We start from the raw sequence: 13129 nt of genomic DNA, 5'->3' as shown, positions 1-13129 counted from the left end.
AGCGCGCCCGGAACGGGCACCCCGTGGCCGCGATCCCGGCCTCGGTCCGCCCGGCGGCGGCCCTGGGGGGTTCGCCGCCGAGCCTCGGGACCGCGTCGCGCAGGGCGCGCGTGTAGGGATGGGCCGGCGAGGCCAGGATCTCGGCCGTGGGCCCCGACTCGACGACGCGCCCGGCGAACAGGACGTACGAGGTGCGGCAGAGCCTGCCGACCACGGCCAGGTTGTGCGTGATGAGCAGGCGTTCGGTGTCCAGCCCGGCGAGCAGGTCGAGGATCCTCGCCTGCACGGTCACGTCGAGCGCGCTGGTGGGCTCGTCGAGGACGAGCAGGCGCGGGCCGACCGCGAGCGCCCTGGCGATCACCACGCGCTGGCGCTGCCCGCCGGAGAGCTGGTGCGGCCTGCGGTCCGCCAGCTCGGGGTCGAGGCCCACCTGCTGGAGGAGGCCGGGGACGCGGTGCCGCTCCCGCCTGGGCAGGGCCTCGGCGACGGAGGCGCCGACGCGCATGCGGGGATCGAGGGCCTCGGCCTGGAAGACGGGCTGGACGTCCCTGCGGAAGCGCCTCCGGTCAGCATTTTTCAGGTTCTGCTCGCCGTACCAGATATTTCCGGACATGGGGGTCAGGAGGCCGAGGAAGGCGCGCGCCAGCGTGGTCTTGCCCGACCCGCTCTCGCCGATCAGGCCCACGCCGCCCTCGGTGATGTCGAGGGTGACGTCGTGGACGACGGGCGTCCGGCCGTACCCGAGCGTCACCCCCTCGGCCCTGAGCAGCGCGGCCGGCGCGGCGGCGGGCATCGTCACGGCAGCGCCTCCAGGAGCTCGCGCGTGTAGGGATGGGACGGCCGCGCCAGCACCTCGGCCGCCGGGCCCGCCTCCACGACCTCGCCGTCCTTCATGACCAGCACCCGGTCGGCGATCGTGGAGACCAGGGCGAGGTCGTGGGAGACGAGCAGCAGGGCCAGCCCGCGTTCCTCCCGCAACCGCCGCAGCACGCCCACCACCTCCGCCTGCACGGTCACGTCGAGGGCGCTGGTCGGCTCGTCGGCGAGGATCGCCTCGGCGCCGAGCGCGACGGCCAGCGCGATGGCGAACCTCTGCGCCTGCCCGCCCGAGATCTCGTGCGGGTAGCGGCGCAGGATCGCCGGGTCCAGCATGACCCCCCGCAGGGCCTCCTCCGTCACCGCGGACGCGTTCGCGACGCCGTGGAGCCGGAGCGCGCGCCGCATGAGCACGCCCAGGCGCGTCGTGGGGCTGAGGGCCGCCTGCGGCGACTGCATGACGAGCGCCACCCGCGCCCCGCGCAGCTCGCGCAGCCGCCGCTCGGGCGCCCGGAGCACGTCCACGCCGAAGAGCCGGACGGTCCCCGAGACGTGGGCCCCCTCGGTCAGGCGCAGCAGCGACAGCAGCGTGGTGGTCTTGCCCGAGCCGCTCTCGCCGACGATCGCCACGCACTCCCCCGCGCGCACGTCCAGCTCGGGGACCCGGGCGACCGTCCGCTCGCCGTACCTGACCAGCAGGTCGCGCACCTCGATCACTTCACGACCCTCCGGGGATCGAGCGCGTCGCGCAGCCCCTCGCCGAGCAGGTTGAACGCGAACGCCGTCAGCATGATCGCCAGCCCGGGAAAGGTGACGACCCACCAGTTCGTGGTGAACAGGCTCTGGCTCTGCTGCACCATCAGCCCCCACTCCGCGGTCGGCTCCTGCGCGCCCAGCCCGAGGTACGACAGGGCCGCCGCGGTCAGGATGACGCCGCCGGCGTCCAGCGAGACCTGCACCAGCACGGGGGTGAGCGAGTTCGGCAGGACGTGCCTGACGACGATGAGCGGCGCGGGGACACCCAGGCAGCGGGCGGCGTCCACGTACGGGCGGGTGGCGATGGAGGCGGCGACGGAGGCGGCCAGCCGGGCGTACCAGGGCCACCAGGTGACCGCGATGGCCACGATCACGGTGGTGACGCTCGGTTGGAGCACCACGGCCAGCGCCAGCGACAGCAGCAGCGCCGGGAACGCCAGGAACACGTCCGTGACCCGCATGATCACGTCACGGAGCCAGCCGCCCGCGTACCCGGCGACCACTCCCAGGATCACGCCGGCGGTCGCCGAGACGGTGAGCACGGCCACCACGATGACCAGCGAGGTCCGCCCGCCGTACAGGACTCTGGTGAGCACGTCGCGACCCGCGTAGTCGGTGCCGAACCAGTGCTCGGCGCCCGGCGGCAGCAGGTTGTTGGCCGGATCGGGCGCGTCGGCGGGGTACGGCGCGAGCCAGGGCGCGAGGACGGCTGCCAGCACGATCACCGTGATCAGCGCCGCGCCGAAGAGGCCGAGCCGGTCCCTCACCGGAGCCTCACCCTCGGGTCCACCACGCGCTGGAGCAGGTCCACCAGCAGGTTGGCCAGCACGTAGACCATGGCGACGAGCAGGGTGACGCCCGCGATGGCCGGGGTGTCCCGGTAGCTGATCGCCTGGACGGCGTACCGGCCCAGCCCCGGCCAGTTGAACACCGCCTCCACCAGGAAGCCGTTCACGATCGCGTACGCGAAGACCAGGGCGATGAGGGACAGCACCGGGTTGAGTGCGGGGCGCAGCGCGAAGCGGGTGAGGATGGCCGTCTCACCGAAGCCCAGAGAGCGCTCCAGCCTGGCGTGGTCCTGGCCCGACTCCTCGATCAGCGCCGCCCTGGTCAACTGCGCGACCACGCCCGTCGGGTAGGCGGCCACGACGAGGGCGGGCAGCACCAGGTGTTCGAGCGTGCTGGTGAAGATGGGCCAGTTGCCGGTGATGAGCGCGTCCACGATGGTGATGTTGGTCCAGAGCGTGAGCGGGCTGGTGGTGTCGAGCGTGAGATCGTACTCGCCGGCGACCGGGAACCAGTCGAGCCGGCCGGCGAAGACCGTCTGCACGGCCAGGGCCAGCCAGAACACCGGGACGGACACGGCCAGTACGCTGGTCGCGCGCACCCCGAGGTCCGGGAGCCGCCTCTTGTGGCGCGCCGCGAGGACGCCGACCGGGATGCCCGCCACGACCGCTATGACAAGCGCCGTGCCCACCAGCTCCAGCGACGCCGGGAACGCCACGTACAGGTCGTCGAGCACCGCCTGCCTGGTGCGCAGGCTCGTGCCCCAGTCGCCGGTCGCCAGGTCCCTGACGTAGTTCCAGAGCTGGACCCAGAGCGGGTCGTCGAGACCGAACCGCTCCCGTGCCTCGGCGAGCTGCGCGGGCGTGGCCTTGGGGCCGGCGAACGCCACCGCCGGATCGCCCGGCACCATCCGCATGATCGCGAACGTGAGGACGACCACGCCGGCCACGACCAGGAGCGCCTGGCCGAGCCGGCGGGCCACGTAGCGCGGCACCGGTCAGCCGGTGGACTTGAGGTCGTAGAAGAAGACCACGTTTGGGTAGGCCGGGTTGTCGGCGTACCCCTCCACGCCCGCCGACAGCGCGCGCTGGTAGGTCTGCACGTACGGCACCGCCACCGCCGCCTCGTCCTGAATGATCTTCTTCTGCAGGGCGGCGTACGCCTGCTCCGCGGCCATCGCGTCCGTGGCGGTGAGCTGCGGCAGCGCGTCGATGGCCTGGTCGACCTCGGCGTTCTTCAGGTACGAGAGGTTGAACTGCGGCTTGTCCGCGCTCTTGAAGACGTTGAGGAACCAGGAGTAGGCGTCGGGGTAGTCCGGATACCAGTACATGACGAAGACGTCCTGGCCCTGCTTCTTGCCGAGGTCCCACTGGGCGTTCCAGGCCATGGGCTTGGCCTGGAGGGTCACGTTCAGCCGCTTGAGCGTCGAGCTGAGCAGCGTGACCAGCAGCTTCTGGTCCTCGTCGCCCTGCGCGTAGGTCAGCGTGAGCTTCAGCTCCTTGAGGTCGGGCCCGTAGCCGGCCGCGTTGAGCAGCTCCTGCGCCCTGGCCAGGTCCTGCTTGGGCTCCATGCCGGAGGCGTGGCCGAGCAGCCCCTGGGGCACCAGTCCCGAGGCCTTCTGCCCGGCCCCCTTGAGCGCCGCCACGAGGCCGTCGTAGTCGACGGCGAGCTGGAGCGCCTGCCGGACCTTCACGTCCTTCATGGGGCCGCCCGCGGTGTTGGGCAGCAGGAGCAGGTTCTGGAAGGACGGCCGCTGCGAGGTGCGCACGCCCTCCGTCATGCCAGCCTGGGCGAACAGCTGCGGGTTGAGCCGCGGGACGAAGTTCACCTCGCCCTTCTGCAGGAGCTGCCAGGCCGTGGTGATCTCCGGCGTGACGCGGAAGCTCACCTTCTTGTACTGCTCGGGCTTCCAGCCGCCCCAGTAGCCGTCGAACGCCTTCAGCGTGAGCTCGGTCTCCTTGCCCTTCTGCCAAGTGTCGACGGTGTACGGGCCGGTGCCTGCGTCCTTCTTGCCGTCCTTGAGCTCGTCCGCGACGGAGGTGTCGTAGATGTGGGCCGCGTAGCCGGAGGAGGCGATGAGGTCGAGCGGGGCCGCGTACTTGAGCGCGAACCTCAGCGTCGAGGCGTCCACGGCCTCGATCGTCTTGACCGACCCCCAGATGTAAGCGGCGCCCGCGTTCACCTTGATCGTGCGTTCGATGGCCTTCTTGGCCGCCGCCGCGTCGAGCGTCGCGCCGGTGTGGAACTTCACCCCCGGCCGCAGCTTGAACGTCCACTCCTTGCCGCCCGCGGCCGAGGTCCACTCGGTGGCCAGGCGCGGCTCAGGCTTGCGCGACTCCGCGTTGTACCTGGTCAGGCCCTCGTAGATGTTGGACATGGCGATGATCTCGTTGGAGTACGAGCTCGCCGGGTCCCAGTCGGTGACCACGTCGAGGTTCGGGGCGTAGACGAACGTGGCGTCGTTGGCCTTGCCGGAGGTGGCCGCGTTGCTCTCGGCCGGCTGGCCGGTGCCGGGCTTGGGGGTGCCGCCCGCGCCGCGCACCTGGCCACCCGCGCATGCGGATGCGGCCATGGCCACGGCGCCGGCGACTCCGGCGACGAGCAGTCGCTTGTGCCAGCGCATGGTTGGGGGTCCTTTCGATGTCGTCACCGGGCGAGAGGTCCGGCGGCCTTGACGTGTACCCGCACGGCGGGCTCGGAGAGATAGCTGAGGGGCACCTCGACCAGGTCCACGATCTCGACCCGCCCAGGGTCGGCGCCCGCGGCCACCGCCCGCCCCGCGGCCTCCTCCTTGGCCCTTTCGATCGCCTTTGACCGGCTTTCGCCCGCAGGCAAGATCGTATCGACTCTGCCGCTCGCCAGCGCGATGGCCGCGCCGACGGCGTTGGCGACCTCGGCGTGGCCGGGGCGGACGACGCGGCTCACTCCGGTGATCTCCGGGGGCAGCAGGAACGCGCCGCCCCCCACCGCCACCAGCGGCCGGTCCGCCCGGCCGAGGGCCATGCGGTCCACGGCGTCGGCGACCATCCCGTCGGCGACGGCCACGGCCCTTTGCAGCATGTCGAGAAGTCCTTCCGACCTGTCGGGCCCGGAGGCGAGCCGCCCGGCCCAGCCCGCGGCGTCCGGAGGGGTGCGGCCGGCGGCCACCGCCGCGTCGGTCATCGTGGCCGTCGCCCCGCCGAACACCAGAGCCTCCTCGGCGATCCGGTAACCCACGGAGTCGGGCCCCACCCCGTGGCCCCTGACCACGCTCCCGCCGCCCAGCGCGATGGCCAGGATGTCCGGCATGCGGAAGTTGGTCAGCACGCCGCCGATCTCCACCGCCGCGGCCGACTCCCTCGGGAAGCCGCCGGCCAGCACCCCGAGGTCGGTGGACGTCCCCCCGACGTCCGCCACGATCGCGTCGCCCACGCCCGACAGGAACGCGGCCCCCCGCAGGGAGTTCGCCGGGCCGGAGCCGATGGTCGACACCGGCAGCCGCGCCGCGTGCTCCAGCGTCATGAGCGTGCCGTCGTTCTGGGCGAGGTACGGCGTCGCGTCCAGCCCGCGTTCGTTCAGCGCCGTGACCAGCGCCTCGGTGACGTGGGCCGCCACGCCGTACAGGGCCGCGTTGAGCACGGTCGCGTTCTCACGCTCCAGCAGGCCGAGCGAGCCGATCTCGTGGCTGAGCGAGACGGGCAGCCCGTACTCCCGTCCGACCAGCTCCTCGACCGCCCGCTCGTGCTCCGCGTTCGCCGGGCTGAACACGCTGGTGACCGCGACGGCGTCCGCCTCCACCCCGTCCAGGAACCGGCGGATCGCGCCGGGGTCGAGCGGGCCGATCTCGCGCCCGTCGACGTAGTGCCCGCCCGGGACCACGGCCTCGCCTGCGGAGACGGCCTTGCGCAGGTCGGCGGGCCAGTCGGACAGCGGCGGCACGGACGTGGTCGCGGGGGCGCCGAGCCGGAGCACGGCGACCCGGCCCAGGTTCCGCCGCTCCAGGATCGCGTTGGTCGCGTGGGTGGTGCCCAGCATGACCCGCGTGACATGCCCCGATCGGGCCGGGGCGGCGTCGATGACCACGTCGATGACCGCGTCGAGGGCCGCGTCGAGGGCCGCCCGCAGCCCCGCGGTCACCTCGGGCGTGGTCGGCCGCTTGGCCTTGGCGACGACCCGGTCGGCGGCGTCGAGCACCACCGCGTCCGTGTTCGTGCCGCCGACGTCGATCCCGACGCGCAGGCTCCGCTCACTCACCCGCCACCCCCACGGGACCTTCGGCGGGGGCCCCGGTCAGGTCCTCCACCGGCACGTAGTCCAGGTCGTAGCCGAACGCCCGCGGCCCCGCCGTCTCCAGCCCCTTCGGCGTGCGCCAGAGTGGGTCGCACGGCCAGGCGAGCACCGTGACGCGCTGGCCGTACCTGAGCCCCTCGGTCTGGACCGCGATGGCCGTCTCGGTGTCGACCACCGTGATGAGGTCCGGCACCATGGCCCTGAACCGGCCGTCCTCGACGGCGACGAGGTTCTCGTTCTGGAGTTCGACGGTGAGGGTCCGGCCCCGGTCGTCTCCGGTGCCCTCGATCGTGGCCGTGCCCCTGACGAACCCGCCCGTGGTGCGCCGTTCCACGTCGGTCAGCTTGCCCGTGATCAGCCGGGCGGCCCCCAGCTCGCGCCGTAGCGCCTCCAGCGGCTCGGCCGTGCCCTCCGTGGCCCGGCCCACGGCGAGCGCGCGGGTGACCGTACCCTCGATGACCGCGCCCCCGGCCTGCTCGGCGGTGAGCACGTAGTCGGCCATGAGCGCGTGCGAGCCCGCGGCGACGCAGACCGCGCGCGCCAGCCGTTCCGACCAGAGTCCGTCGACGGGACGGATCGTGACCACGTTGCCCGCGACGTCGGACATGATGACGAGGTCGGCGGGCAGCCCGGCCACGTACATCGACACCATCTGCACCTCGGGGAACGCCCGGCCCATCCCGTCGGCGTCCAGCAGCGGCAGCCGCAGCCGCGCGGCCCAGGCCACCGGCGCCACGCCGTTCGCGCCGCCGATCTCCGACGACATGACCGCGCCGGGCGGCCGGCCGAAGAGGCGCTCGACCTCCTCCGCGATCCGCTCCGGCTCCCCCTCGCCGGGGATCATCTCGTGGCTGACGGTGGGCGCGCCGATGCCGGAGAGCGGCACCACCAGCGCGTCGCCGGGCAGGTCGGCCAGCCGGACGAGCGGCACCGCCCCGTACTCCTGGATCGCCCGCTTCGCCGCCAGCGCCCCGGTGCGCACGTCTCCCCCGCCGCCGGTGCCGAGCACGGCGCATCCGCGGGCGAGGGCGGCGACATCACCTAACTCAATCTTCATATGGCGACAAAACCAAGCACATGCCACACCATTTGGCCAGTCCGGCATTCGGGCCGGAGCCGACTTATCCCCGTGAACTGCCGTTTCACCGCCGAGCACCATCCCTGACTGGGACCCTTGTCTGGTCATGTCCGAAGCCAGTGAGGCGTTCCGCCGCGTGCTGCCGCTCGCCGCCGAACACCACGCCGACCTCGACACCGCGGCCCGGCTCATGATCGCACACGCCTGGGTCGGCGGCGGCGCGCCCCACTTCGCGGCCTCCCTGGCCACGCACCGCGGCTCCCTCCAGTCGGCGCTCGCCCTGGCGCTGTCCTCCCTCTCCCAGGCGGCGGCACGCCAGGGCGCCCAGCCACCCGCGGTGCCACACCTCGTCACCCAGGTGCCGGCCGCCCCGCCCACCCACGGACCGTTCCGCGGCATCGACACCCGGGCGATGTCCGCCCTGATCGCCGCCCTCGACGCCGCCGCGAACCGCCTCGCCGCGACAGGCCACCACCTTCGAGCCGAGCTGGCCGCCCTCTCCCTGCCCCTCTCCCCCGCCTGGACCGTCCTGCGGGCGGCCGAGTGGTCCGCCACCCAGTCACCCGACCTGCGCCGCCGCCTGTCCCGCATCCGGCGCTCAGGCCGCTGGATCCCCGCGGGCGTGGCCGCCTACGAGCTCTTCGGCGCCCACGCCGTCCCCGGCGACGCCCTGCTGTCCCGGCTGGCCGCCGGCGACGAGGCCTGCCTCGCGCAACTCCTCGCCCTGCGGGACGCCGCCCTGCCCGCCCGGGTCAACGCCTGGTGGCACCGCCTCCAGCCCGCCATCCGGCGCCACCTCGTCACCGTCCGCGGCTTCGGCTCGCTCAACGGCCTGCCCGCCACCGTCCGCGACGAGGCCAACCGCCACCAGCTCGGCACCGAGAAGGCCCGGCTCACCGCCGAACTCGCCCTCCTCTACGGCCCCGCGGCCCTGGCCTCCATCACCGCCGACCTGCGCCTGCTCGCCGTACCCGCCGCCCTGACCAACCAGGACAGGACGGTGCGCCTGCTCAAGAACATCGCCATGGTCGAACGCGCCCTCTCCCTCGGCGGCGTCTCCGGCCACCCCCCGGCGTACCTGCTGTCCTTCGACCTCACCGGCACCGGCCGCCTGGCCATCTCCTGGGGCGACCCCGACAAGGCCGACATCACGGTCACGTACGTACCCGGCCTCAACACCCGCCTGAGCGCCTTCGCCGGCGACATCGACCGCGCCCGCGTCCTCTGGCAGCAGGCCCAGGCCACGGCCGGCTCCCGCACCATCGCCTCCATCGCCTGGCTCGGCTACGACCCGCCCCAGCTGGCCGGCACCCTCACCCCCGGCGCCTCAGTGGCCGGCGACGCCCCCGCCCAGCGCGGCGGAGCCGAACTCGCCGCCTTCACCGACGGCCTCACCGCCGCCCGCACCTCCCCCGGCCGCCACGTCATCCTCGGCCACAGCTACGGCTCCCTCGTCACCGGCAAAGCCGCCCTCCTCCGCCCGGGCCGGCTCGCGGACGAACTCATCTTCGTCGGCAGCCCGGGAGTCGGCGTCGACCGAGCCACGGACCTGGGGCTGCCCGGTGACCACGTGTGGGTGGGAGAGGACAGAAACGACCCGGTCGCCATGCTGGGCCGCTTCGGCCGAGACCCAGGAGACGCGGATTTCGGCGCCAGACACTTTCCGGTGGGCAGAAGCTTGATGCAGGAGGCGCATTCGGCTTACTGGGCAGCAAACTCCGTTTCTCTCACGAATCTGGGCCTGATCGCCACCGGCCACTATGAAGCTCTCCAAGAGCCCATGTCTGTCAATAGTCCGCAACTACTGATGCCAGAGGCAGCCCCAGACATATTCGAGGGGAAAGGATGACATCTTGCGCCGCTCTCTGGCCATGATCACGCTCGCCCTATGCACCGGATGTGGGAGCACCATGAATTCCAGGGCACCAACGGAAGCCGAAGCACTTGCAAGGGTCGACTACATGATCAAGGACACAGTCCAAGCCATGGATCCCAAGCCGCGCCTCGAGCTCATACCTCACTCTCTCGTGTCCAACCCGTGCGCCTTCGACCATGATGGAATCCCCATTCGATTTACTATTAACCGAAAATATTGGCTACGCGACCTACCAAAGGAGCGGAACATTTCAATTGCCCAGCAAGTAGCCACACACTGGAGCCGGGTGGGGCATGCGATCGTTTCGCAGGGAGGATTCAAGGAAGGCAAACCTGGAGTACACGCGCGCTCGATCCCGGACGGCTTTCTCATCGCCCTTAGCTGGACCGCAGGCGACAACCTCTATCTGGCCGCCACCTCCCCCTGCCTCGCCCCCCACGAGACCCCGCCGTCATAAACCCGTTGCCCCACCCACCCCCGCCTCCCAAACTGGGCGTCATAGGAGGCGGGTGGGGGCGCTGGTGTGCCCGGTGGTTTCATACGCCGCTCAAGGCGGGTTCGATTCCCGCACCCGCTACGGACGTTCGGTATGGCGCCAAGCCGAGCCGCCTGACAACACCCCCGCCCGCCCTGATACACCAGGAGGGCCGGAGTGAGTGAAGGGGTGGACATGCGGATCGCGGTGGCGGCCGACAGCCTGGACGGGGTGGCGGGGCGTGTGGTGGAGGGGCTGCGTGCCCGGGGGCATGAGGTCATCACGCACGGCGCGCTGAACCGCGACGAGCGCGACGACTGGGCGTGGGCTTCGGAGGCGGCGGCGCGTGATGTCAGTGAGGGGCGGGCCGAGCAGGCCGTGGTGTGCTGCTGGACCGGCACCGGCGCGTCCATCGCCGCCAACAAGGTGCCCGGCGTGCGGGCCGCCCTGTGCGTGGACGCCTACACGGCCGGCGGCGCGCGGAAGTGGAACGACGCCAACGTGCTGGCGCTCAGCCTTCGGCTCACGTCCGAGGTGGTGCTCGACGAGATCCTCGACGCCTGGCTGGCCGGTGAGCCCAGCCCCGACGAGGCCGACCGGGCGAACGTCTCCCACCTCGACGACATCTGAACTCGCGGTCCCCTCCTTGGGACATCCGCGGAAATCGTCGGTGGCGGCCTCTAGGGTTCTCGGCGTGACGAACGTGGGGGCGTCGGTCGTTCACCCTTCGCGGACCACGGCCATGAAGGACGGCGCGGTCCTGCACAATTGACCGGCGGGACCATCGAAAGGCAGGCAAGTGCTCTCTATTCACCAGCGGATCGCGGCAGAGCTCGCCGTACGCGACGGGCAGGTGCTCGCAGCCATCGAGCTGCTCGACGGCGGCGCCACCGTGCCGTTCATCGCCCGATACCGCAAGGAGGTCACCGGCGCCCTCGACGACGCGCAGCTGCGCACGCTCGAGGAACGGCTGCGCTACCTTCGCGAGCTGGAGGAGCGCCGGGCGGCGATCCTGGAGTCGATCGAGTCCCAGGGCAAGCTCGACGACGAGCTGCGGGCCCAGATCGTGGCGGCCGAGACCAAGGCCCGCCTCGAGGACATCTACCTGCCGTACAAACCAAAGCGCCGCACCAAGGCGCAGATCGCCCGCGAGCTGGGGCTGGAGCCGCTCGCCGACCAGTTGCTCACCGACCCGTCGCTCGATCCCGCGGAGGTGGCGGAGGGGTTCGTCACCGAAGGGGTGGCCGATGCCGGGGCGGCGCTGGAGGGGGCCAGGGCGATCCTGATCGAGCGGTTCGCCGAGGACGCCGACCTCATCGGCGCGCTCCGCGAGCAGTTGTGGAGCCGCGGCCGGCTGGTCGCCAAGGTTCGCGAGGGCAAGGAGGAGCCGGGGGCGAAGTTCTCCGACTACTTCGACTTCGCCGAGCCGTTCACCAAGCTGCCCTCCCATCGGATCCTGGCGATGTTCAGGGGCGAGAAGGAGGAGATCCTCAGCGTCACGCTCGAACCCGACGACAGTCCCGACTACGAGATGCGCATCGCCTCCCGGTTCGGGGTGTCCGACCAGGGGCGGCCCGCCGACCGCTGGCTGGGTGAGACGGTTCGCTGGGCCTGGCGCACCCGCGTCCTCGTTCACCTGGGCATCGACCTGCGGATGCGGCTGTGGCAGGCGGCGGAGGACGAGGCGGTGCGGGTGTTCGCGACCAACCTGCGCGACCTGCTGCTCGCCGCGCCGGCCGGCACCCGCGTCACCATGGGGCTCGACCCGGGCCTGCGCACCGGCGTGAAGGTGGCCGTGGTCGACGCCACCGGCAAGGTGGTCGACACCGCCACCGTCTACCCCCACGAACCCAAGCGGCAGTGGGACCAGTCACTGGCCGCGCTCGGCGCCCTGGCGCAGAAGCACGGAGTCGAGCTGATCGCGATCGGCAACGGCACCGCCTCCCGCGAGACCGACAAGCTGGCGGCCGAGCTGGTCAAGCACATGCCGTCGGTCACCAAGATCGTGGTCTCGGAGGCGGGCGCGTCGGTCTACTCCGCCTCGCCGTACGCCTCGCAGGAGCTGCCCGATCTCGACGTCTCGCTGCGCGGCGCGGTCTCCATCGCGCGCAGGCTGCAGGACCCCCTCGCCGAGCTGGTCAAGATCGACCCCAAGTCCATCGGCGTCGGCCAGTATCAGCATGACCTGGCCGAGACCAAGCTCTCCCGCTCGCTCGACGCGGTGGTGGAGGACTGCGTCAACGCCGTCGGCGTCGACGTCAACACCGCCTCGGCGCCGCTGCTCACGCGCGTGTCGGGCATCGGCGCCACGCTGGCGGAGGGCATCGTACGGCACCGCGACGCCAACGGCCCGTTCCGGACGCGCTCGGCGCTGAAGGAGGTGTCGCGGCTCGGGCCGAAGGCGTTCGAGCAGTGCGCGGGGTTCCTCCGCATCCCCGGCGGCGACGACCCGCTCGACGGGTCCAGCGTGCACCCCGAGGCATATCCCGTGGTCCGGCGCATCCTCGGCTCGGTCCGGACCGACCTCAAGTCACTGATCGGCAACACGTCGGTGCTGCGCTCGGTCAAGCCGCAGGAGTTCACGGACGAGACGTTCGGCCTGCCCACGGTCACCGACATCCTGCGCGAGCTCGAGAAGCCCGGCCGTGACCCGCGCCCCGCGTTCAAGACGGCGACCTTCAAGGAGGGCGTCGAGAAGATCTCGGACCTCGCCTCCGGGATGATCCTGGAGGGCGTGGTCACGAACGTCGCGGCGTTCGGCGCGTTCGTCGACGTCGGCGTCCACCAGGACGGCCTGGTCCACGTCTCGGCCATGTCCCGCACCTTCGTCAAGGACCCGCGTGACGTGGTCAAGCCCGGCGACATCGTCCGGGTCAAGGTGCTCGACGTCGACATCCCGCGCAAGCGCATCTCGCTGACCCTGCGCCTGGACGACGACACCAGCCAGTCCTCTCCTGACGGCCGCGGCCAGCGCGGCGGCCGTGGTGACGGCGGCTCCCCGGGACAGAGCGGCCAGCGCGGCGAACGCGGCCGAGGCGACGCCGGGCGACGCGACAGTGGCCAGGGCGGCAGC

General features: G+C 71.9%; 10 protein-coding genes and 1 tRNA gene. 4 read left to right on the top strand and 7 right to left on the bottom strand.

The genetic code is table 11. The annotated features are described in order from the left end of the window. The 7 genes from DQW85_RS18155 to DQW85_RS18125 form a co-directional block, all read right to left on the bottom strand. A partial coding sequence (locus DQW85_RS18155; protein ID WP_162795086.1) for an ABC transporter ATP-binding protein occupies window positions 1-793 on the bottom strand: 793 nt, incomplete at its 3' end. Between the two features lie 2 nt (window positions 794-795). Further along, a complete protein-coding gene (locus DQW85_RS18150) occupies window positions 796-1533 on the bottom strand; it encodes an ATP-binding cassette domain-containing protein (protein ID WP_113701485.1) in 738 nt (245 codons plus the stop codon). Continuing rightward, entirely contained in the window at window positions 1530-2339 is an 810-nt protein-coding gene (locus DQW85_RS18145; RefSeq protein ID WP_113701484.1) for an ABC transporter permease, read from the bottom strand. The genes DQW85_RS18150 and DQW85_RS18145 overlap by 4 nt, the downstream gene beginning before the upstream one ends. After that, complete coding sequence (locus DQW85_RS18140; protein ID WP_113701483.1) at window positions 2336-3352, bottom strand: ABC transporter permease; 1017 nt, start codon at window positions 3350-3352, stop codon at window positions 2336-2338. Before DQW85_RS18140 ends, DQW85_RS18145 begins: the two co-directional genes overlap by 4 nt. Window positions 3353-3355: 3 nt before the next feature. After that, a complete protein-coding gene (locus DQW85_RS18135; RefSeq protein WP_113701482.1) occupies window positions 3356-4981 on the bottom strand; it encodes an ABC transporter substrate-binding protein in 1626 nt (541 codons plus the stop codon). Between the two features lie 23 nt (window positions 4982-5004). Next, window positions 5005-6591 (bottom strand): hydantoinase/oxoprolinase N-terminal domain-containing protein, encoded by a 1587-nt coding sequence (locus DQW85_RS18130; protein ID WP_113701481.1) that lies wholly within the window; start codon window positions 6589-6591, stop codon window positions 5005-5007. Continuing rightward, a complete protein-coding gene (locus DQW85_RS18125) occupies window positions 6584-7684 on the bottom strand; it encodes a DUF917 domain-containing protein (RefSeq protein ID WP_113701480.1) in 1101 nt (366 codons plus the stop codon). Before DQW85_RS18125 ends, DQW85_RS18130 begins: the two co-directional genes overlap by 8 nt. Before the next feature lie 127 nt (window positions 7685-7811). Between DQW85_RS18125 and DQW85_RS18120 the strand changes: the two genes are divergently transcribed. The 4 genes from DQW85_RS18120 to DQW85_RS18110 form a co-directional block, all read left to right on the top strand. Then, window positions 7812-9554, top strand: coding sequence for an alpha/beta hydrolase (locus tag DQW85_RS18120; protein ID WP_113701479.1), 1743 nt, complete (start codon window positions 7812-7814; stop codon window positions 9552-9554). A 531-nt stretch (window positions 9555-10085) separates the two neighbouring features. Next, window positions 10086-10158 (top strand) — tRNA-Met (locus DQW85_RS44575). Between the two features lie 75 nt (window positions 10159-10233). After that, window positions 10234-10686, top strand: coding sequence for an RpiB/LacA/LacB family sugar-phosphate isomerase (locus DQW85_RS18115; RefSeq protein ID WP_240197257.1), 453 nt, complete (start codon window positions 10234-10236; stop codon window positions 10684-10686). 169 nt (window positions 10687-10855) lie between these two features. Next, window positions 10856-13129 (top strand): Tex family protein (locus tag DQW85_RS18110; RefSeq protein ID WP_162795085.1); only part of this gene is annotated, 2274 nt, incomplete at its 3' end.

The sequence above is a fragment of the Nonomuraea lactucae genome (assembly GCF_003313395.1).
GTDB classification, from domain to species: Bacteria; Actinomycetota; Actinomycetes; order Streptosporangiales; family Streptosporangiaceae; genus Nonomuraea; species Nonomuraea lactucae.
Note: the sequence above shows the minus strand (reverse complement) of the source record. Positions and strands in the feature narration are given on the sequence as shown.

Coding starts and splice junctions, on each gene's coding strand:
- DQW85_RS18120 (WP_113701479.1), top strand. CDS start 7,812: ATGTCCGAAGCCAGTGAGGCGTTCCGCCGCGTGCTGCCGCTCGCCGCC.
- DQW85_RS18125 (WP_113701480.1), bottom strand. CDS start 7,684: ATGAAGATTGAGTTAGGTGATGTCGCCGCCCTCGCCCGCGGATGCGCC.
- DQW85_RS18135 (WP_113701482.1), bottom strand. CDS start 4,981: ATGCGCTGGCACAAGCGACTGCTCGTCGCCGGAGTCGCCGGCGCCGTG.